At 56.3% G+C, this 20,197-nt stretch carries 18 protein-coding genes; 7 read left to right on the top strand and 11 right to left on the bottom strand.

Going from position 1 to position 20,197, the window contains the following annotated elements:
- Positions 1-120 precede the first annotated feature (120 nt).
- On the bottom strand, positions 121-1,041 hold the full coding sequence (locus tag ACA057_RS12220) for a LysR family transcriptional regulator (protein WP_497348631.1): 921 nt from the start codon (positions 1,039-1,041) through the stop codon (positions 121-123).
- A 147-nt stretch (positions 1,042-1,188) separates the two neighbouring features.
- Here ACA057_RS12220 and ACA057_RS12215 point away from each other — a divergent pair, with 147 nt between their 5' ends.
- Positions 1,189-2,094: an NAD-dependent epimerase/dehydratase family protein gene (locus ACA057_RS12215; RefSeq protein ID WP_497348629.1), complete on the top strand. Its 906-nt coding sequence runs from the start codon at positions 1,189-1,191 to the stop codon at positions 2,092-2,094.
- Positions 2,095-2,304: 210 nt separating this feature from the next.
- Here ACA057_RS12215 and ACA057_RS12210 read toward each other — a convergent pair whose 3' ends face one another.
- From ACA057_RS12210 to ACA057_RS12175, 8 genes are all read right to left on the bottom strand, one after another.
- Positions 2,305-3,285, bottom strand: a complete 981-nt coding sequence (locus tag ACA057_RS12210; protein WP_497348627.1) for a transketolase family protein — start codon at positions 3,283-3,285, stop codon at positions 2,305-2,307.
- A 3-nt stretch (positions 3,286-3,288) separates the two neighbouring features.
- A complete protein-coding gene (locus ACA057_RS12205) occupies positions 3,289-4,173 on the bottom strand; it encodes a transketolase (protein WP_497348625.1) in 885 nt (294 codons plus the stop codon).
- Positions 4,174-4,258: 85 nt separating this feature from the next.
- Positions 4,259-5,362 carry an LLM class flavin-dependent oxidoreductase gene (locus tag ACA057_RS12200; protein ID WP_497348623.1) on the bottom strand — a complete coding sequence of 368 codons (1,104 nt, stop codon included), beginning with the start codon at positions 5,360-5,362 and terminating at the stop codon, positions 4,259-4,261.
- Between the two features lie 203 nt (positions 5,363-5,565).
- Positions 5,566-6,363, bottom strand: coding sequence for an SDR family NAD(P)-dependent oxidoreductase (locus ACA057_RS12195; RefSeq protein ID WP_497348621.1), 798 nt, complete (start codon positions 6,361-6,363; stop codon positions 5,566-5,568).
- Positions 6,364-6,392: 29 nt separating this feature from the next.
- Positions 6,393-7,892, bottom strand: coding sequence for a sugar ABC transporter ATP-binding protein (locus ACA057_RS12190; RefSeq protein WP_497348619.1), 1,500 nt, complete (start codon positions 7,890-7,892; stop codon positions 6,393-6,395).
- A 22-nt stretch (positions 7,893-7,914) separates the two neighbouring features.
- Positions 7,915-8,865, bottom strand: coding sequence for a sugar ABC transporter substrate-binding protein (locus tag ACA057_RS12185; protein WP_497348617.1), 951 nt, complete (start codon positions 8,863-8,865; stop codon positions 7,915-7,917).
- 59 nt (positions 8,866-8,924) lie between these two features.
- Positions 8,925-9,911 (bottom strand): ABC transporter permease, encoded by a 987-nt coding sequence (locus ACA057_RS12180; RefSeq protein ID WP_497348615.1) that lies wholly within the window; start codon positions 9,909-9,911, stop codon positions 8,925-8,927.
- Between the two features lie 59 nt (positions 9,912-9,970).
- Positions 9,971-10,486: a flavin reductase family protein gene (locus ACA057_RS12175; RefSeq protein ID WP_497348613.1), complete on the bottom strand. Its 516-nt coding sequence runs from the start codon at positions 10,484-10,486 to the stop codon at positions 9,971-9,973.
- 291 nt (positions 10,487-10,777) lie between these two features.
- Between ACA057_RS12175 and ACA057_RS12170 the strand changes: the two genes are divergently transcribed.
- Positions 10,778-11,704, top strand: a complete 927-nt coding sequence (locus tag ACA057_RS12170; RefSeq protein WP_497348611.1) for a LysR family transcriptional regulator — start codon at positions 10,778-10,780, stop codon at positions 11,702-11,704.
- A 30-nt stretch (positions 11,705-11,734) separates the two neighbouring features.
- Here the strand turns inward: ACA057_RS12170 and ACA057_RS12165 are convergent, their stop codons facing one another.
- On the bottom strand, positions 11,735-13,231 hold the full coding sequence (locus tag ACA057_RS12165) for a xylulokinase (protein WP_497348609.1): 1,497 nt from the start codon (positions 13,229-13,231) through the stop codon (positions 11,735-11,737).
- A 184-nt stretch (positions 13,232-13,415) separates the two neighbouring features.
- Positions 13,416-14,786, bottom strand: a complete 1,371-nt coding sequence (locus tag ACA057_RS12160) for an aminotransferase-like domain-containing protein (RefSeq protein ID WP_497348607.1) — start codon at positions 14,784-14,786, stop codon at positions 13,416-13,418.
- A gap of 138 nt (positions 14,787-14,924) precedes the next feature.
- Here ACA057_RS12160 and ACA057_RS12155 point away from each other — a divergent pair, with 138 nt between their 5' ends.
- From ACA057_RS12155 to ACA057_RS12135, 5 genes are read left to right on the top strand one after another with little or no spacing between them, the layout of a single operon-like run.
- Positions 14,925-16,211, top strand: coding sequence for a hydroxymethylglutaryl-CoA reductase, degradative (locus ACA057_RS12155; protein ID WP_497348605.1), 1,287 nt, complete (start codon positions 14,925-14,927; stop codon positions 16,209-16,211).
- A 5-nt stretch (positions 16,212-16,216) separates the two neighbouring features.
- On the top strand, positions 16,217-17,134 hold the full coding sequence (locus ACA057_RS12150) for a hydroxymethylglutaryl-CoA lyase (RefSeq protein WP_497349880.1): 918 nt from the start codon (positions 16,217-16,219) through the stop codon (positions 17,132-17,134).
- Between the two features lie 58 nt (positions 17,135-17,192).
- Positions 17,193-17,669, top strand: a complete 477-nt coding sequence (locus ACA057_RS12145) for a hypothetical protein (protein WP_497348603.1) — start codon at positions 17,193-17,195, stop codon at positions 17,667-17,669.
- Positions 17,666-19,054 carry a tripartite tricarboxylate transporter permease gene (locus tag ACA057_RS12140; RefSeq protein ID WP_497348601.1) on the top strand — a complete coding sequence of 463 codons (1,389 nt, stop codon included), beginning with the start codon at positions 17,666-17,668 and terminating at the stop codon, positions 19,052-19,054. The genes ACA057_RS12145 and ACA057_RS12140 overlap by 4 nt, the downstream gene beginning before the upstream one ends.
- Entirely contained in the window at positions 19,051-20,115 is a 1,065-nt protein-coding gene (locus ACA057_RS12135) for an SMP-30/gluconolactonase/LRE family protein (protein WP_497348599.1), read from the top strand. The genes ACA057_RS12140 and ACA057_RS12135 overlap by 4 nt, the downstream gene beginning before the upstream one ends.
- The last annotated feature ends 82 nt before the right edge of the window (positions 20,116-20,197 follow it).

The raw sequence follows: 20,197 nt of genomic DNA, 5'->3' as shown, positions 1-20,197 counted from the left end.
GAAGCTCTCTTTTCTGTTGTTATGCAGAAAATCTTGCCTCAGGCCCAGGCTGAAGTCTTTCAGGGGTTGGTGAAGACTGATTGTGCAAAACTCTGAAAGTGGAGGCTTGACCTACCGCCATCAAGAGGTGAGGTGCGGCCCGATCCTCTCCAACAAAAAATCAATAAACACCCGTACACGATGGGGCAGTTGCTGTCCTGGGCCGATAAACACCGCATGAATCGCCTCGGACTCACCACTGTTGTACTGCTCCAGCAGCGGCACCAGACGTCCCGACTCGATATCGGCATTAATGTGGAAGCTCGCCAGTCGGGCAATCCCTATTCCGGCCAGCGCCGATTGACGCATGCTCTCTCCATCGCTGAGCAAGATGTTACCTTTGGGCTCAATTTCAATGCGTTTGCCATCGGCGTCATGAAAAACCCAGGCCTGCGAATGACGATGAAAACCAAAGCTGAGCCGGTTATGCCGTTGCAGGTCTTCCAGGGTTTTCGGATTACCAAATCGCGCGATGTACGCGGGTGACGCCACCGTGATCATTCGGCTTTCACCCAGCCGACGCTGGACCAGGCTCGACTCTCTCATCGGCCCGGTACGTATCGCGACATCTGCGCGTCGCTCAAGAAGATCCACAACGGTATCGGTGAGCTCCACGTTCAGCGTGATATCCGGGTAAGCCGTCAGAAAATCGGGCAGCTGTGGTAGCAGGCAATGCAGGCCGAAAGGTAGATTGGCGTTCACCTGAATCAACCCGCTAGGTTTGGTCACATTGGCGATATCACGCTCGGCAGAGTCGATCAGCTCAAGAATCCGCAGGCATTCATTGTTGAATCGCTCACCTTCGGCCGTGAGTTCCAGGCGCCGGGTAGAACGATGAAGCAAGCGAGCGCCCAGGCGCGTCTCCATACGGGCAATCAACTTGCTCACCGCCGAGGGGGACATGTCCAGTCGTCTTGCAGCTTCAGAAAAGGTGCCGGCATTGACGACTCGGGTGAAGACCTCCATCTCGCCAGAACGGTTGATGTCTTTGATATTTAGCATGAACTGTATTCACAGATACTTGTAGTTAAAGCAGTCTAGCTCACAAACAGTCCCCGTCGTATCGTGATCTGATTCCTCGACCAGGAATGACTGCGCTTTTGTTTCAGTAAAGGCCAGGCAAACTCAAGCTACAAGGGAGACAGAACATTGAAAATTTTCGTTACCGGCGTGACCGGTTACATCGGCGGTTCCGTGGCCAAATACCTGGTGGATGCGGGTCATGAAGTCAGTGGCCTGCTCCGTAACCCGGAACAACGCGGTGCATTGCAGGCGCTGGGCATCACCCCTGTGCTCGGCACCCTGGATGACGCTTTTATTCTCAGCGAACAGGCCCGTGCTGCCGACGCGGTCGTGAATGCGGCCAACTCCGATCACCTGGCCTCGGTGCAAACCTTTATCTCGGCCCTGAGCGGTAGCGGAAAAGTCCTGCTGCACACCTCAGGCTCAAGTGTTGTGGGTGATGATGCGCGCGGTGCTTATGAGCGCGCCGAGATCTTCACCGATGAGACGCCTTTCACGCCCATGGACATCCGTAAGGACCGCGTCCACATTAATCAGACCGTACGGCGCGCAGGTGTGGAACAGGGTATCCGCAGTATCGTGTTTTGCCCGACCATGATTTACGGTGAGTCACTGGGATTACCGGTGAAAAGCGATCAACTGCCAAAACTGTTTGCGCAATCGCGCAAGTATGGCGCCGGGGCCTACATGGGCGCCGGGGTGCATCGCTGGTCCAACGTTCACATCGAGGATTTGGTCGAGCTCTATCGCCTGGCCATCGAAAAGGCCCCATCGGCCTCGTTGTTCTTTGCCGAAAACGGCGAGGCATCGTTCCTCGAAATCGCCACGTCCATCAGTAAATCCCTTGGTTTTGGCGGCGATATTCAAAGCTGGCCTGCCGATGACGCGATCGCTCAGCTTGGGGACTGGGCTCGTTTCGCGATCGGCTCCAACAGCCGTGTACGTGCCGTCAACGCCAGAGCACTGCTCGGCTGGACGCCCAAGCGTGAATCGATATTGCAATGGATCGAAACCAGCGGCGTGCAATGGTAAAAACCGCTCGATGAATGAAAGCTCACTTCGGTGAGCTTTTTTTATGCCTGTGCCCCCCCCGACGGCACAAATCCGACCCATAAAAAAACGTGCGACCCGGGTATTCTTCAATGAAGACCCTGGTCGCACGTGCAGGCCCAAACAGCCTAAAAGGAATAATTGCGGGTAGTCGGTTACACAGTACTTCCGTCAGGCATGACGGCTACGCAATCAACCCAATACTTCCTGTGCCACGCTTTCGATGCCGACGGCATCCAGTCGGTAGTGGCGGTATAGATGGGTTGGCGGTGCAATCAGGCTGTACTCGTCGTAGATTCCATGCACGCGTACCTTGACGCCGATCCCCTCTTGCGCGATGACTTCACACACCGCACCGCCAAGTCCACCAATGATGTTGTGCTCTTCAACGGTCAGAATGGCCCGACTGTTGCGCGCGGCGGTCAGCACCGCCTCACGGTCCAGTGGCTTGATGGTGGTCATGTCGATCACGCCCACCGAACGCCCGGCGGCATTCAAGGCACGCGCAGCTTCAAGGGCCGGGTGGACCGTGGAACCCGTCGCAATGATGGTCAGTTCATCGCCGGTCAAGTGCACGGTGGCTTTGCCGAACTCAAAGTGCGGAACCGTTTCATACACCACCGGATCACGCCCGCGCATGATGCGAAAGTAAATCGGCTGCGGGTAATTCGCCGAGGCGATAATGGCTGCCTTGAGTTGATTACCGTCGGCTGGAGCAACCACCGTGAGATCAGCGATCGAACGCATGATCGCCAGGTCTTCGGTGGCGTGGTGCGAAGTGCCGTAGAAGCCGAGGGAAATCCCAGCATGGTGGCCAATCAGGCGCACCGGCAGCGCGGAATACGCCACGTCCATACGAATTTGTTCGCAGCACAGCAACGGTAGAAAGGAGGCGAAGGTCGCCACGAACGGCTTCATGCCAACCGCCGCCATACCCGCCGCCGCAGTCACCATGTTTTGTTCGGAAATGCCAAATTGCACAAACCGCTCAGGGTGCTCTTTCGCGAATTTCGACAGGCCGTTGGAGTACTGCAGGTCAGCCGTGCCGACGACAATTGGCTCACCTTGTTCGACCAGTTCGATCAGCGCATCGGACAATGCATTCAAGCTCGGTGTCTGGCTATTGAGTTCCCGATACTGCCAGGAGTTATTCGACAGAGGTGCGTTATTCATGAGTTAGATCACCTTGCTTTTGATTTCGTCGATAGCACGTTGAGCATCTTCGGGATCGAGATACCCCAGGTGCCAGCCCGGTTCGGTTTCCATGTAGGAAACCCCTTTCCCTTTGACCGTATTGGCAATAACGCACACTGGCTGCGTGCGCGCGGTGTCAGCCTTGAGGCGACGCAACAGGCTCGTGACCGCGGCGAGATCGTGACCATCCACCACATGAGTTTCCCAGCCGAACGCGATCCATTTGTCCGCCAGCGGCTCGATTCCAATAACATCATCGACATTACCGTCGAGCTGATAGCCGTTGCGGTCGATGATCGCCACCAGGTTTTGGGTTTTATGGTGGGCCGCCGACAGCGCCGCTTCCCACACCTGCCCTTCCTGCATCTCACCGTCGCCGAGCATCACGTAGGTGGTAAACGACTTGCCCAGCATCCGCCCGGCCAGTGCCATGCCCAAACCACCGGACAGGGCATGACCGATGGACCCGGAGGAAAAATCCACACCGGGGACTTTGCGCATATCAGGGTGATCGCCCAGCGGATTACCGAGGCGCGTGTAATTGTCGAGGATTTCTCTTTCGAAGAAGCCCCACTCCACCAACACCGGAAACAGCCCGACAGCCGCATGTCCCTTGCCCATCATGAAACGGTCGCGGTCGGGCCATTTCGGCTCGGCGAACCGAAGGTCCATCACGTCGTAATACAACGCGGCAAACAGTTCGGCGGCGGAGAACACCGAGGTGTAGTGGCCAACCTTGGCGATCTCGATCAGCCGAATGGTTTCCAGCCGAATGAACTGGGCTTTTCGCCGCAACCGGGCCAGCTCATCGTCAGTCAGTTCAAAAGCGCGATCCGCGCTTTGGCGGAAATCTGTCAAATCAGTCATATGTCATGTCCAAGCGCATTTTCAGAGTTTCGGCCGCATCCGTGATGCGGCCGCACATAAGCCCAGCGCAATCGCAACCAGGCGATTACTGCGCTTTCAAACGTGGCGTCATGTAGTCGTTGAGGCGTGGCATGACTTGCTGCGCGGTCAACTCCATCGAGCGCCGCCACAGCGCTTCATCGTCCCATTCGTGGAAGGTGGTCATCAGTGTGCCGAACGGCCCGGTCTGCTCACTGAACGCCACCAGTTGCTCGGTGACAGAGTTCACGTCGCCGTAAATCACCATTTCCTTGATGCAATGGTCGACCGTCACTTCCTCGTCGGTCATGTCGGGGCGGGTCTTGAAGATCTTGGTGTAATGGTTGGTGGCCAGGTTATCGATCATGTAGTCGAAATAACGCCGCAGCGTGCAGCTCTCTTGCGCCAGATAGTCTTCGGCCTGTGCCTGGGAATCGGCGACGAACACCGAACGGGCCACGCGCCAGTTATTGGCATCCGCCTTGATCCCGGCACTTTCTGCGCCCTGACAGTAAGCCTGCCAATGTGAGGCCACGGTTGCCGTCGGGTTGAAGTTGGCGGACATCAGGTCCCAATCCTTGGCCCCCGCGAGTTTCGCGGTGCCGGAAAACGGACTCATCGCCGTGGTTGCCACCCGTGGAAACGGCTTCTGGAATGGCGTCGGCATGTAGCCTATTTCCAGCTCGTGGTGCACCGCTTCCTTGAGGCTGACCTGGTAGTGCTCCGAGGAAAAATCATAGGGCGCACTCGAGTTCCAGATGGCACGGATCATCTCGTAGCATTCCACCATCATCTGCCCACGGTCCTTGCCGTTGCTGCCGTACACCTCGAAGTCGGAGGCCAGCCCACCCGGGCCGATACCCATGATGAAGCGTCCCTTGGACATGTGGTCGAACATCGCGGCATCGGCGGCGATCCGTGCCGGGAAGTGGTGCGGAAGATTCAGCACACCGGTGCACAATTTCATGCGACGAGTGAGCGGAATCAACGTGGAAAGAAATTGCAGGGCGTTGGTGATCGGCTCAGTGCGCTGTGACGTGTGTTCACCGACCCAAAGCTCATCAAAACCGACGCTGTCGGCATGGACCGCACACGCGATGTCCTGATCGTACATCTCGTGATAGTCCCAGCCCTTGTGATGAAGTGGCTGCATGAACATGGCGAGTTTCATGTCGTTCTCCTACTGTTTACAGTGACGGGCGTGGGACGAAACTTTCTTTCGCAACACACCGCTTTCATGACGAGCGCTCGTTTCGCAGGCGTGCCAATGCCGGCGCTGCAAGTCGCAACGTTCAAGGAATGGGTTAAATATCCGGGTCAGATGACGCGCGATTTCAGCGCATGCAACTCACCCTTGAATGTCTTTTTTGCGATTCAACTTCCGTGCAACAACCAGCCCCCGTCCACCAACAGATCGATGCCTGTGACGTAGGACGACAGTGGCGAAACCAGGAACAACACCGCATCGGCGATCTCCCACGGCTCTGCCGCCCGGCCTAAAGCGATGTTGCCCAGCACGTTGTTTTTCCGGTGCTGCTCAAGCAGTTCCGGCTCCAGATTGCCCGGTGTCGCCGTCAACCCCGGCGAGACCGAGTTGACCCGAATGTTGAAGGGGCTCAAGTCCTTCGCCAGACTTCGGGTCATGGCCATGACTGCCCCTTTGGAAGTGTCGTAGGTGCAGTGATTGGCCATGGGTCTGTGGCCACAAATCGACGACAGATTGACGATCGCCCCGGTGCTTTTCTGTTGGCGCATCTGCCGTTGCGCAACCTGAGCCCCCAGAAACACTGCCCGGGTGTTGATGCCTTGAAGCTGGTCCCAGAAACCCGCATCGATGTCGTCAATTGCCTTGAGCGGGTAAATCCCGGCGTTACTGATCCAGATATCCAGGCTGCCGAAACACTCGACGGCGGTATCCGCCAGCCGCTGAATATCATCCGGGCGACTGACATCGGCGGCCTGAAAGGCCACCGAAAAACCCGCCTCGACCAATTCACCGCTGCGCTCCGGCGCCAGGCTTCCAATCAGTACATTCGCCCCGGCTTCCGCCAGGCGCCGACTGATGGCGAAACCGATACCGCTGCCACCGCCAGTGACAACTGCGGTTTTGCCGGACAAATCCAACAGCTCGGCAAAGGGTCGATACGGCAGAGCCTGATACGGTGCAGACATGGAAGATCCTCCTCGATGACTGTCCGTCATCACGCGGTGGCCAGGGTCATGATGCTGTCAGGGGCAATCTGCGGCCGATGCAGAATGCCCTGGGAGCACCCGCGCGCCATGACCATCACCCGATGGGACAAACCAATGACTTCCTCCAGGTCGGAACTGACAACAATCACCGACACGCCGGTTTTCGACAGGTCGATGATCAGCTCATAAATGGCCGCACGCGCGCCCATGTCGATGCCTCGGGTCGGCTCATCCAGGATGATGACTTTGGGGTTGCGCGCGATCCATTTGGCGATCACCACTTTCTGCTGATTGCCACCAGACAACTTGTCGAGCATCTGCCCCGCCACGCCCTTGATTCCCAGTGCAGCAATGCGTTCACGGGCAAACGCAGCGACTCGGTGGTTGGCCATGATGCCGCAGGAGCTGAGGCTATCCAGATTGCAGTACGCCAGGTTTTCGGCAATCGTCTGACTCAGCACCACGCCTTCGGATTTGCGATCTTCCGGGATCAGCACCACACCGGCATGGATCGCCGCCAGCACATTATTGGCCGGCAGTTGTCGATCCCCCAGCATCACCTTGCCCCCGCTCACGGCGCTCAATCCGGCAATCGCCTGGACCAGCTCCGTACGGCCGGCACCGACGATGCCGGCAATGCCGAAGATCTCCCCGGCCTTCACCGAAAACGACACATCGTGAAAGCGCCCCGCCCTGTCGGACAGGTGCTCGACGCTCAGAACCAGCGCATCCCGAGGGGGCGGTAACTCCGGAAATAAACGGTCGATCGGGCGCCCCACCATTTGCGACACCAGCACGCCGACATCCGCCGAACCACTGTCGTGACGCGCAATCAGGTGACCATCGCGCATGACCACCACCTTGTCGGCGATCCGGGCAATTTCGTCCATGCGATGACTGATGTAGATGAAGGAAACGCCTTCCTTTTTAAGCTCCTTGATCTGTTTGAACAGCAAGTCGGTTTCGTCCTTCCCCAGGGCCGCGGTCGGCTCGTCGAGAATCAACAGGCGCGAGTTGAGCGTCAGGGCTCGCGCGATTTCCACCAGTTGCTGTGCGGCGATTTTCAACTGCCGCACCGGTGTGTCCGGCGAAATATCCAGACCCAGGCGGCGCAGTTGTTTCTCTGTTTCCCGGTACATTTTCTTGCGGTCGATAATGCCGTCACGAGTCGGCAGATGACCGAGGAAAACGTTTTCCGCCACACTCAGGTCGGGCAGCAGGTGGATCTCCTGATGGATCATGTTGATCCCCAGTGCCATGGCAGCACCCGGACCGTTCGGCGCGTAAGGTTCGCCGACGAGAAACATCGTGCCTTTGGACGGCGTCAGTGCTCCGGCGACGATGGAGGAAAAGGTCGATTTCCCCGCGCCGTTTTCCCCCAGTAGCGCCACCACTTCCCCATAGCCGATATCGAGGCTGATATCTTCCAGCACCCTGACCGAATTGAATGACTTGCCGATGTTGCTCGCCCGGAACAACGGCACCTCGGTGGTCTTGATCGCATTCATGACATGCCCTCCTTCACCGATCTCAAGGATGCTGCTCAAGGAAGGTCGCCACGTTTTCCCGAGTGGTGACGAAGGCCGGCAGCAACTGAGTCTTGGTGACCTCTTTACCTTGCTGCAGATCGACGGCCGTGCGTAATGCCGTGCGCCCCATCTCCACGGCTTGCTGGGTGATGGTCATGTCCAGTTTCCCGTCGCGAATCGCTTCGAGCGCCGACGGCAAACCGTCATAACCGAATACCCAGACTTTATGATCGATGTTGGCCACTTTGACCGCCTGAGCCGCGCCGAGGGCCGGTGCATCAGAACGTCCAATGAACACGTTGATCTTCGGGTTCTTCTGCAGCATGTCCTGAGCGACTTTGAAGCCATTGTCCTGCAGCCAGTCAGTGGGCTTGCGGTCGACGATTTTCATCTCCGGCGCACCGGCCAGCACCGCGTCCAGGCCTTTCGCCCGGGTCACTTCAGTCGAGTCGCCCAGAGTGCCTTGCAGCAGACCGATTTCAGCCTTGCCGCCCGTCAACTTGATCATCTGCCGGGCAAGCTCGCCCGCCGCAGCGAGGTTGTCGGTGGAGATATAGGCGTCACACTCGACATTCTTCGGAAAGTTGTCGATGCAAATCACCGGCACACCCTGTTGCCGCGCCAACCGCACCGGCACAGCCGAAGCGGCACTGCCCGTGGCGGTGTAGAGCAACACATCAATGCCTTTGCTCAACATGTCCTGTATCTGACTGACCTGCCGTGCGGGATCAGCCTGAGCGTCAGCCACCAGCACATTTTTGATGCCGAGGGTTTTGGCCTGCTCCATGACGCCATCACGGACCATTAGATAGAACACCCACTGAAGACTCGGGATCGACATCCCGACAGTGATTTCATTCGCAGGTTTACTTTGTGCCTGAGCACCGACCGACATCAGGCAGCCCAGCAGTGGCAACCACAGAAAACGCAGCGAAACAGCAGACAGGTTCATGTTTTTATCCTTTTTATTGTGCGTATAAACGAGCTCAGATTTCGATTGATGACCCGAAGTCAGTCAGCCTTGCGCTTGAGCAAATCGAGCATCACCGCGAATGCAATTACAGCGCCGATCACCACTTGCTGAACGAAGGGCGAAATGCCGGCCAGGTTCAAGCCGTTGCGCAAAACGCCGATGATCAACACGCCGATGATCGTGCCCACCACGCTACCCGCGCCGCCCTTGAGGCTGCCGCCACCGATCACCACAGCGGCGATCACATCCAGCTCATAACCGACTCCCGCACCCGCGCCGGCGGTGTCCAGGCGGGACGTCATGATGATGCCGCCCAGTGCCGCGCAGATGCCGGAGATGACGTACACCGCACTGGTGTAGCTTTTGACCCGGATGCCGGCGAGCTTGGCCACTTTGCTGCTGCCGCCGATGGCATACAGGCTGCGGCCGGGCACCGTGAATTTGAGAACGAACCAGAACACCAGCGCCAGCACTGCGAAGCAGCTGACGGTCAGCGACAACACGCCGCCGTAACGAATCACCGAGAGATTGCTGAACCATTCCGGGAACCCGCTGACTTGCGCACCGTCCGTGACCATATAAGCCAGGCCCCGAGCGATCGACATCATCGCCAGCGTTGCAATGAACGATGGAAGGCCGGCCCGGACCACCAGCAAGGCCGTGGTCGAACCACACGCGGCGCCGACGGCTATCGCCCCGAGCATCGCTATCCACATCGGCAAGCCGAGAACCTGTCCGAGCCAGCTCATGACCATGATTGCCACCGCCAGCACCGCGCCCACCGACAGGTCGATGCCACCGATGAGAATCACCAACGTCATACCCAACGCCATGATGCCGAGCACCGTGACTTGATCGAGCACATTGAGCAGGTTGCTCAAGGTCAGAAAACTATCGGTAAAGACAGTCAACACGGCACACAACAACAAAAGTCCGACCATTGGACCCGCAACACTGGTTTCCAGACCGACCCACTTTGGAATCGACCCAGACAGTCTTTTCTTTGCCAACAACTGATTGTTCATACCCACATCCACTTCTTATTTAATTGTTATAAGATCGAGCGGTACACGACAACTAAGAATTAATGACCCAGCTCCCGATAACGCCCTCCCATGTAGAGAAGTGGCTGTTCCAGTGCCTGCGTGACGACATCAATGACGTTGCCGATAATCACCGTGTGCGAACCATGTTCAATTTCTTGCACCACTTCACAAAAGATCGCCGCCTGGGCGTCGGCCAAGTAACGAATACCGTGAATACCAGTGCGCCAGTCGCCCGCCACAAAGCGTTGCTCGCGCAAGTCGGGCTGACTGAAGATCCGGCAGATAGACTCATGCTGGCTTTGCAGCATGTTCACGCAGAACATCCCGGTTCGTTTGATGATTGGTGAGGCGCTGGCAGTGCGGTTGACACAGATCAGCGCCGAAGCAGGGTCCATCGACACCGAGGAAAAAGCCGTCGCGGCCAGGCCGTGAGGCTGACCATTGTCATCAACGGTAGTGATCAGGGTTATAGAAGAGGCAAAGCGGCCCATTGCCAATTTGAACTGACCCGCCAGATCAATCGAAGGGGCGGACTCTTGATATTGAACGCGCATAGCATAGACCCTCTTTTTTATTGTGACTCACAAGCTCAGGTATCCATTATTAACAATCGCCTGCACTTTTCTATTCGTATTTATAAAATTGACCTTTCAGTGATTCCGAAAGATGAACCCAACAACAAACACATTTGAATTGCCTTCACAGACACTTCAAGACCGCCTATTTAAAGGGGATGCGCGCAAATATGCCGTTTCGCCTCACTCGTTGATTACATGGTATTTGGTGAATAATTGGCTGATACTTTGCACAATAGAAAGCAACTTCCACGAGACAAAAAAAATCCCATGGTTGATCGATTACAAGATATGCGGCTGTTTCGCCTGATCGTTCAGACGGGGTCGCTTTCAACAGCGGGTCGACAGATGGGGCTCTCGCCCGCGGCCATGAGCGGGCGTCTCAAGGCGATGGAAGAGTTCTATGGTTTACGGTTGCTCAAGCGCAACACCCGCAGCTTGAGTCCTACTGCTGAAGGGCAGCTGCTGTTTGAAAATGCCTTGAAGATCCTCGAAGAGGTCGACACTCTCGACAACATCATCAAAAACGGCCACAGCGATCTACTGGGCACCATCGGACTGACCTGCCCTACCGACCTGGGCCGACAGTGGATCAGCCAACTGGTCGATAGCTTCATCAGCGAAAATCCTCATGTCCGCATTCGCCTGTTTTTCACCGACCGGATACTGGACTTTGTCGAGTCAGGCTCAGACATCGCGATCCGGTTCGGCGACCTGCCTGACAGTTCCTTGATCGCCCGCTCCCTTGGCATTGATAGACAGATGGTCTGCTGTTCTCCGCGGTATCTGGAGCAGCATGGCGCACCACTCAACCCCGAGGACCTGCAGCACCACAACTGCCTGGTACAACTGCGTGCAGATTTCACACTCGATCGCTGGAAATTCATGAACAAGGGCGTGCCTACCACGATTCAGGTCAAGGGCAATCGCCTGGCCAATGACGGCTTTACCTTGCGTCAATGGGCTGTTCAAGGCTTAGGGATTATCTGGAAGTCGGTGTGGGAAGTGGCGGACGACATTCAGGCCAAACGACTGGTCCCGCTGCTTGAGGACTATCAATGCCCATCCACCGGATTTCATCTGCTCACCGAGGGCGGCAAGAAGCTGCCGTTACGTGTCAAAATCTTCGTCGATTTCGCCGTGCAATACTTTAAAAAACTCGACACGTCTTCACGCTATATCCTGCCTCCGCACTAGCGTGAACACGCCTTCCTGACGCTATCGTGATCAGGAAAGCGAAACTGAATTCAGCTCGTCAAATACCGGTTTGAGATGGCCCAGCATTTGTTCATAAGCCTTGCGCATCCCCGCATAGAACGGATGTTTCGAGGCGTCCGGCAGCGTTACCGATTCGCTCGGCTTTTGCCAGGCGATGACCGTTTGCATCAGATCCGCGAAAATACCTGCGCCCTCTCCAACCAACAGTGCCGCGCCCAAAGCGCCGTACTCGGCGGAAGGCAGTTTGTAATAAGGTATGCCCAGCACATCGGCCTTGATCTGATTGAACAGAGGACTGTTCGAGCCGCCCCCTAAACTGAATACACCGCCGTCGTCGACGTCGACCTTCATATCCCTCATGCACCCGAGAAATCGAGCATATTCATAAGCAATCGACTCCATCATTGCCCGGTATTGATCAGTACGGTCATGTGTCCAGTCGAGGCCGACGAAGGCGCCACCCAGCGAAGAATCAAACGGCGCGTGCTGCCCGCCCAGGTGCGGCAGAAACAACAGTTTGTTGCGCTCGGACAATGGCGCAGACGCTTGTAGTTCCAGTTGTCGACATTCGCTGTTGCTCAGGCCGAACCCGTTGAAACTGATACCCGCCCCCCCAACATAGGCTACCGAGTAAAAAAGATCGGGCAAGCAATGTCTGAGCGTAGTAAGGGTCTTGTGCTGTGCGTCAACCGCGTAATGGTCCAAAAGTGTCGCCAACACTGATCCAGTCCCGGCGATGTCGAACAGTTTACCAGGGGTGAAAATCCCGACACCGAGCAATGAAGCCGCAATATCCCCGCACCCGGCGAAAATGGGTGTACCCGCCAGCAGTCCGCAAAAGCGCGCAGCATTCGCAGAGACCGATCCAATGCGATCCGACGGTGCAACCAAATTGGGAAGTCGATCGATGTCGAGCTTGAATTCATCAATGAGCGAGGTGTTCCATTGAATCGCGCGACTATCAGCGAAGCTGTTAAAGCCCAAATAGGTGTAATCCATAAACGCATCATCGCTGCGTAACTGCGCCATACGCCCTGCCACATACGCTGCAGGCATGATGATTTTTCTGATGTTGCGATAGGTCTTCAGCTGTTGATCACGCCAGTACAACCACTTTGCAGCATGATTGGCACCGGCCGGCCCACCTGAGCACTCAATGATTTGCTGCTCGTACGCCTTGAGCTGGGGAACCTGGCTGGCACATCGCATATCCAGCCAGGAGTCGTAGGGTGTTACGGCCTCCCAACGCTTGCCAACCGAGCATATCCCCGCCATTTGACCGCAAATCGCAATACCACCAATCTCCGAGACAGGTATCGCGTGCTGGCTCAGCACGTCCTTGATCGTCAATAACACCGATGCATACATGTGCTCGGGGTCTTGTTCGAACATCAGCCGTGACGGGTTCATCAAGAGCGTGGAGCGACCCGCCGCACCCAAACAGTGGCCGTTTTCGTCGAGAACAACGACTCGAGTGCTAGAGGTGCCCATATCCACCCCAACCATCAATGCTCGACTCTTCAAAGGGGTTACTCGCACAAAACTGTGATTACTTTCGGTTCAGAACACTGTCATCAAACAACCTGAGGCAGAGCGATAGGCATTATGCTCCACTGATCAATCTGAAGCAGCTAGTAGACAGCGGACTCCTGGCCTACAGGTATTACCCTGAAGGAAAATGGCATTCGACTCAGCCGCTCAATACTGCTTTGAGCAACGGATCATTCAGATACGCGACATTCAATCTCGTCCATGGATTTATACGCGATTGCTCCGGTGAAAAAATGTGACCAGGGGCGATCATGAAACCCTTTGGAAGCAGTTGTCGCGTCAGCTCCCTGGCATCGTCAATGTGAGGAAACCTTGCCCACAAATAGAGGCTTTGCTCTGGACGAACGAATACTTCGGCGCCAATTTCATCCAGCACCTGTAAACCTGCCGTGGTAGCGCTTTTTAACCGCTCTTGTAAGCGGATGAGATGCCGGAGGAAATGCCCTTCCAACAAAATTACATCAACGGTTCGCTCACAAAGCTCCGAGGTGCTGGTGTGCAGCAGCATTTTCAGGTCACCCAGTTCATCTATGACGTCTTTACTGCCTGCGATAAACCCGACCCTCAGTGCCGCAGAAACCGATTTTGAAAAGCTGCCCACGTAGAGTGAGCGTTGCAACTGATCCAGCGCAGACACCTTGATTGCCGATGCCGGTTTGAAATCTGCCAAGGCGTCGTCGTCCACCAGGATAAAGTTGTGCTCTTGCGCTAACTGAACCAACCGATGGGCTTTGCCGGGTGAAATATCGGAGCCCGTCGGGTTGTGCCCGACAGACTGCATGAAAAATAATTTTGGCTTGTGCAGAAGGAGATGCTGCTCCAGCACCTCCATGTCCGGCCCATCCGGCAATCTGGGTACGGATAGCATCCGGGCGCCTTGCAATTGCAGCTTGCCGAACAGCGGGTAATAGCCTGGGTCCTCGACAAAAACGTAATCCCCCGGAGCAATAAAGCGGCGGATTATCAGGTCCAGTGCGTGATTGGCCCCATGGGTGGTTACGATTTGGCGAGGACTGGCCGTAATTGAATAAGTCGCCAGTTTTTGTACCAAGTGTTGACGAAGAGCGGCATTCCCCAGCCGGTTGCCGTACCGGAAAAGCGTCGTGACACCCATACGCATGATCTGCCGTGTGAACTTGTCCAGGCGCAAATCCATCAGCCACTCGACTGGCGGAAAGCCTTCACCGAGTGGCGAGTGACCGGGTTCACGGACAAACTGCTGTCGCATGAGCCAGATGGTGTCCATCGCCCGGGTGAAAGGTAGCGGCTCTTCCGGTTCGTTGCTGCTCGGAGCGCCTTGTTTGACGAAGAAGCCCTGCCCATGGCGCGCTTCGACAAGTCCTTGGGAGGCCAGCGATTCATAAGCGTTAATCACTGTGTTTTTCGAATGGCCAAACAGGCGCATGCACTCGCGCAGTGACGGCAATCGGTCACCGACCCGGTAGGTGCCATTGCCGATTTGTTCGACTAATGATGCCGTCAGTTGCTGGGCAAGCGTCAGCCGCACCATCGCATAAACCCCCTGAGTGAATTAATCACTGAGGGTACAGCTTAGGTACTGTCTGTCCAAACTGTACCTTTTTTACTCAAACACATACGAATAGGGTGACAGCCACTCAACAACAATAACTGCACCAGGATTCTTCCCATGAGTATCGACTCCCGCCTTCCCATGTTCCGCAGCATGTCGCCGGCCGAACGCCTGGGTCACTTGCAAGAGCTGCTCGAGCTTCCAGAAGCTGATGTTGCCCTGCTACGCGATGCCGGCGCCCTGCCCTTGGAAATCGCCGATGGCATGATCGAGAACGTAATTGGCAAATTCGAATTACCCTACGCCGTCGCGAGCAACTTCCAAATCAATGGTCGTGACGTCATCGTGCCGTTGGTGGTTGAAGAGCCTTCGGTGGTCGCAGCCGCTTCGTTCATGGCCAAACTGGCGCGCGATGCGGGTGGCTTCCAGACTTCCAGCTCTCTGCCGCTGATGCGCGCCCAGGTGCAGATTGTCGACATCGAAGATCCCTTCAATGCACGTCTGAGCCTTTTGCGCCGCAAAGACGAAATCATCGAACTCGCCAACCGCAAGGATCAACTGCTTAACAAGTTGGGCGGAGGTTGTCGCGACATTGAAGTGCACACCTTCGCCCAGAGCCCTCGCGGGCCGATGCTGGTGGCCCACCTGATCGTGGACGTGCGCGATGCCATGGGCGCCAACACCGTGAACACGATGGCTGAAGCGGTTGCCCCGCTGATGGAAGAAATTACCGGAGGCAAGGTACGACTGCGCATTCTGTCCAACCTGGCTGATCTGCGTCTTGCCAGAGCCCAGATCCGCATTGCTCCTGAGCTGCTCACGACCGCAGCCTACAAAGGCGAAGACGTCATTGAAGGGATCCTCGATGCTTACAACTTTGCCGTCGTTGATCCCTATCGTGCGGCCACTCACAACAAGGGCATCATGAATGGCATTGACCCTCTTATCGTCGCCACCGGTAACGACTGGCGCGCGGTGGAAGCCGGTGCACACGCCTATGCCTGCCGTAACGGACATTACGGTTCACTGACCACCTGGGAAAAAGATGGCAAAGGTCATCTGGTGGGGACCCTGGAAATGCCCATGCCTGTCGGCCTGGTCGGCGGCGCCACCAAGACTCACCCGCTGGCACAACTGTCGCTACGCATCCTGGGTGTGAAGACGGCGCAGGAACTTGCAGAAATCGCTGTGGCAGTCGGCCTGGCTCAAAACCTGGGCGCGCTGCGTGCACTGTCGACTGAAGGAATACAACGCGGCCACATGGCTTTGCATGCGCGCAACATTGCACTTTCCGCTGGTGCCAGAGGCGAAGAGGTCAACTGGCTGGTCAAGCAGATGGTTGAGGCTCGTGATGTGCGCTCAGACAAAGCGGCTGAACTCCTTAAGCAAAAGCGTGCGCAGTAATGATCATGGCCGACGATCATGTCCGGTTGGTTGAGGTAGGTGCAAGGGACGGCTTGCAGAATGAGAAACGGACACTCCCGCCTCAGATCAGAGTGCAGTTACTGGAAAGGCTGGCAGATGCGGGCTTGCGAACCCTGGAAGCCGGCGCATTTGTCTCGTCACGCTGGGTACCACAGATGTCGGGATCTGACGAAGTGCTCAAAGCGCTCACAACGCGCGCCGGCGTAACCTGGACAGCGTTGGTTCCCAACGTGAAAGGACTGGAAGCCGCCATAGAGGCAGGTTGCCGGGAGGTCGCCGTATTCGCGGCTGCCTCCGAGGCGTTCTCGCAAAAGAATATCAACTGTTCTATCGCGCAAAGCCTGCGTCGCTATCAGGAAGTGATGGTGCGCGCGCGCGATGCCGGAGTCAGGGTGAGAGGCTACGTCTCCTGCGTCATGGGGTGCCCCTTCACAGGCCACGTCAAACCCGAGGCAGTCGCAGCCGTCAGCGCTTCACTCTTCGGGATGGGATGTTATGAGGTCAGTCTGGGCGACACCATTGGTGCGGGTACACCTGCGTCAACGAAAGCGTTGATCGATGCCTGTCGCCAGGTTGTTCCCGTCAGCGCTCTCGCCGGACATTTTCATGACACCTATGGCATGGCCATCGCCAATGTCCATGCCGCGCTGGAAGCGGGTGTACGGACTTTCGATAGCTCAGTTGCTGGCCTGGGTGGCTGCCCGTATTCGCCAGGGGCCACTGGCAATGTTGCCACCGAAGATGTGATTTACCTGCTGAACGGCCTAGGCATGAACCATGGCGTCGATCTTGATGCATTGATCGAAATCGGTGAGTTCATCAATGCGGAACTTGGACGGGAAACTGCATCCAGAGTATCCCGTGCGCTTCTCGCGAAACGTGGTCTCGTAGAAACGAACTAAGCCGCATCTCTTCACGTTCATAACAATAAAAGCCCGCAGGGGCGGTGGGAGAACCCTTATGAAACCCGAACTGTTTGAAGTATGGGGCGACACGGTAGACGGTCGCCACCTGATCTACTCCATTGGCATCGGCGCAATCGTCAGCCTCGGCGCTTTCTTCCTGGCGAAGTACCTGCTTGTCGGCTGGGTGGATTCTCTGCAGATGGCGCGTGCATACGCGATGCTGGTGGGTATTGTTGGCTGCCTGGCAGGAGGCGCCATTAGTGCGGCGCTTTTCAAACCCAAGCGTAATGTCGTAGAGCATCTGGCAGATCCGGCATGGCGCTCAAAAATCCTGATCGAGTTGCAGAATGAATACGGCCCACTCGGCAGTCTGAGTGACCTGCCGCCTGCCACGATCGCGGAACTGCGTGAAATGGATCTTTATGATCTGTTCGCGGATTACGAGAAAGGCCTAAACACTTCCGCGAAAAGCCTCGATACCTCCCCCGCCCCCGCTGTCAGAGCGGTAAGCATCAATGGGGGCCGGTCATGATCGCACCCTTGCTGGATCAGATCCTCATAGCGTTGGGTATGGGTATCCTGGGGGCGGTTATTTTTGCCGGGATCGGACTCATATCAGGTAGTGATGAAACCACTACGCTCGCCCCGCTGACGTTGCTGGTCGTTCTGCTGGGCGTTCCTGCCGCAGGTGTGCTGACATTCTTCCTGGCAGGCGCCGTGGCCAAACATATGACCCATGCCGTACCGACGGCTCTACTGGGTATTCCGGGCGACACCATGGCGACGCCACTCATGCGCGAAGCCAATTTCTTGCGCAATCTGGGCGTACCACACATTGCTCTGCGCAAGATGATTTCGGGTGCGGTCATTGCAGCGTTGATTGCAGTTCCGATGGCCGTACTGTTCGCCGTGATGCTCGCGCCGTTCGGTGACATGATCAAGCGTGCTGCACCTTGGGTTTTCCTGCTTGCAGCGGTCGCTATCGCATGGTTTTCCAAAGGCCGCCTGGCGGCTGTGCTGACGCTGATCCCCTTCGTCATGGTGATTGTCGGCCTGCAAAGCATCACCGGCCAGTATGGGGTCAAGCTCAGTGTCAGTTACTTCCTCGGCATTGCCATCGGCCCGCTGATTGCCGCGCTGTTCTCCATGCTCGCACCTGCCGAGCGAGAAACAATGCGACGCCAGGAGGTACGCACTTTTTCCTTGTCTCCCGACGTAAAAAGCTGGGGCGGATTTTTCCCTAATCCGCTTAGGGTATTGGACAGCAAACAAAGCATGTGGACAGCCGTCACTGCCGTCGTCTCCAGCGCCACCTTCGTGTTCAGCCCGGTGGCCATGACCGTCATCATGGGTGAAGTCGTTGGCTCAAGGGTCAAACACGTCTATCACCGTTTGACCACCGTCATAACCGCTCGGAACGGGGTCACTGAATCAACTTACCTCGCCGAAGCGTTGATCCCACTGATCGCGTTTGGCCTGCCACTCAGCCCAGTCGCCGCAGGCCCGGCAGCGCCACTCTTCAATGCGCCCCCGCGCTTTAGCGTCGACACCGCGACAGGCCAAGTGCACAACTTGCACTCCTTGCTCAACACTTGGGAGTTTTTGGGGTACGGCATGTTGGCAGTGGTCATTGCCATTCTGATCGCTTACCCATTCACCATGAATTACGCGCACAGAGCGGCATCCTATGTGTCGCGCAAAATCAGCCACGAAGCCGTGATCTCGACGTTTGTTGGCCTGATCCTGGTGATTGGCATCTGGGAAGGCGGCCTCCTGGGTTTGCTGGTCATCATCACCATCGGTCTGCTGGGCGGATTTCTCTCACGCTTTTTGGGCTTCAACATTGGCGTCCAGTTCATGGGCTATTACACCGCTGTACTCAGCGTTCCAGCCATCGTTGCCCTGATACACGCATGATTTCCAGCACACATAACAACAATATCCAGGTAACCATCATGCATAAAAATGTCCTCACATCCCTGCTGTTAGTGTTGAGCACGACCTCGTTCATTGCTGATGCTGCCGAGTCAATTCCTGCTCTTGCTTATCCCGCAGGCGACAAACAACTGCATGCCATTCCGGCCTCAGAAAAAGACCTTCCGACGGTAACTGCACAGCGCTGGATCAAAGTCTCGGACAAAGGAATGCAACTGGAGGGACCGTCGTTCGATCGAGAGGGGAATTTGCTATTTGTGGAGGTATTCGGTGGCCAGGTACTCAAAGCCGACCCGCAAGGAAAGCTCAGTGTTGTGGTGCAAACAAACGCTTTGGGTTCCGCAGGATTGGCCATACATAAGGACGGACGCCTGTTCGTAGCTGGTCTTGGAAACTTCAGGAACACGGGTAACCTTACGGTCTATAAATCTGACGGTTCGGGGAAGGAAGAGCTCATTGCGGCTAATAAAAACTATCTGGTCGATGATCTGGTGTTCGACAGCACCGGAGGCTTTTACTTCACCGACTTCAAGGGCACGTCCACCGAACCAACGGGCGGTGTTTATTACGTGCCCGCGGGCGGTCAGACTATCATTCCAATCCTGCCCAAGCTGGCGATAGCTAACGGCATTGCCCTCTCCCCCGACGGAAAAACTTTGTGGGTCACGGAGTTTGCCTCCGGCCTGCTTCATCGAATTGAACTCAAAGACGCTCGGACCATAGCGCCTTTTGGCGAGGCGGTGGTTTACCGATTCAATGGCCCCTCCCCCGATTCGATGCGTGTCGATCAGGACGGCAACTTATACGTGGCCATGTACAGCCAAGGGCGTGTCCTGGTACTCAACCCAAACGGTCTTCCGATTGGCCAGATTCTGATCCCGGGACGCGAAAACGGCCACTTTCTGCGTTCGACCAGCTTGGCGCTCAAGCCTGATACAAACGAGGTTTACCTTGTCGCCAGTGACGGTGATCTAGGCGAAGGCAGTGCCATTTTCAAAGCCAAAGGCTTTGCCAATGCATTGAAACTCTATTCGCATGACTGACCGGGCGCGTTGGCTGAACTTTACGGAGTAAGCATTTAGGCGTTTTACCCAATACCACTTTGGCGCAGACGTCCTTCTTCGC

This window comes from Pseudomonas sp. LBUM1661 (assembly GCF_059695925.1).
Note: the sequence above shows the minus strand (reverse complement) of the source record. Positions and strands in the feature narration are given on the sequence as shown.

Excerpts from the sequence above, each read along its gene's own strand:
- ACA057_RS12220 (WP_497348631.1), bottom strand. The coding sequence starts at position 1,041 with ATGCTAAATATCAAAGACATCAACCGTTCTGGCGAGATGGAGGTCTTC.
- ACA057_RS12210 (WP_497348627.1), bottom strand. The coding sequence starts at position 3,285 with ATGAATAACGCACCTCTGTCGAATAACTCCTGGCAGTATCGGGAACTC.
- ACA057_RS12205 (WP_497348625.1), bottom strand. The coding sequence starts at position 4,173 with ATGACTGATTTGACAGATTTCCGCCAAAGCGCGGATCGCGCTTTTGAA.
- ACA057_RS12200 (WP_497348623.1), bottom strand. The coding sequence starts at position 5,362 with ATGAAACTCGCCATGTTCATGCAGCCACTTCATCACAAGGGCTGGGAC.
- ACA057_RS12195 (WP_497348621.1), bottom strand. The coding sequence starts at position 6,363 with ATGTCTGCACCGTATCAGGCTCTGCCGTATCGACCCTTTGCCGAGCTG.
- ACA057_RS12190 (WP_497348619.1), bottom strand. The coding sequence starts at position 7,892 with ATGAATGCGATCAAGACCACCGAGGTGCCGTTGTTCCGGGCGAGCAAC.
- ACA057_RS12185 (WP_497348617.1), bottom strand. The coding sequence starts at position 8,865 with ATGAACCTGTCTGCTGTTTCGCTGCGTTTTCTGTGGTTGCCACTGCTG.
- ACA057_RS12180 (WP_497348615.1), bottom strand. The coding sequence starts at position 9,911 with ATGAACAATCAGTTGTTGGCAAAGAAAAGACTGTCTGGGTCGATTCCA.
- ACA057_RS12175 (WP_497348613.1), bottom strand. The coding sequence starts at position 10,486 with ATGCGCGTTCAATATCAAGAGTCCGCCCCTTCGATTGATCTGGCGGGT.
- ACA057_RS12170 (WP_497348611.1), top strand. The coding sequence starts at position 10,778 with ATGGTTGATCGATTACAAGATATGCGGCTGTTTCGCCTGATCGTTCAG.
- ACA057_RS12165 (WP_497348609.1), bottom strand. The coding sequence starts at position 13,231 with ATGGTTGGGGTGGATATGGGCACCTCTAGCACTCGAGTCGTTGTTCTC.
- ACA057_RS12160 (WP_497348607.1), bottom strand. The coding sequence starts at position 14,786 with ATGGTGCGGCTGACGCTTGCCCAGCAACTGACGGCATCATTAGTCGAA.
- ACA057_RS12155 (WP_497348605.1), top strand. The coding sequence starts at position 14,925 with ATGAGTATCGACTCCCGCCTTCCCATGTTCCGCAGCATGTCGCCGGCC.
- ACA057_RS12150 (WP_497349880.1), top strand. The coding sequence starts at position 16,217 with ATGGCCGACGATCATGTCCGGTTGGTTGAGGTAGGTGCAAGGGACGGC.
- ACA057_RS12145 (WP_497348603.1), top strand. The coding sequence starts at position 17,193 with ATGAAACCCGAACTGTTTGAAGTATGGGGCGACACGGTAGACGGTCGC.
- ACA057_RS12140 (WP_497348601.1), top strand. The coding sequence starts at position 17,666 with ATGATCGCACCCTTGCTGGATCAGATCCTCATAGCGTTGGGTATGGGT.
- ACA057_RS12135 (WP_497348599.1), top strand. The coding sequence starts at position 19,051 with ATGATTTCCAGCACACATAACAACAATATCCAGGTAACCATCATGCAT.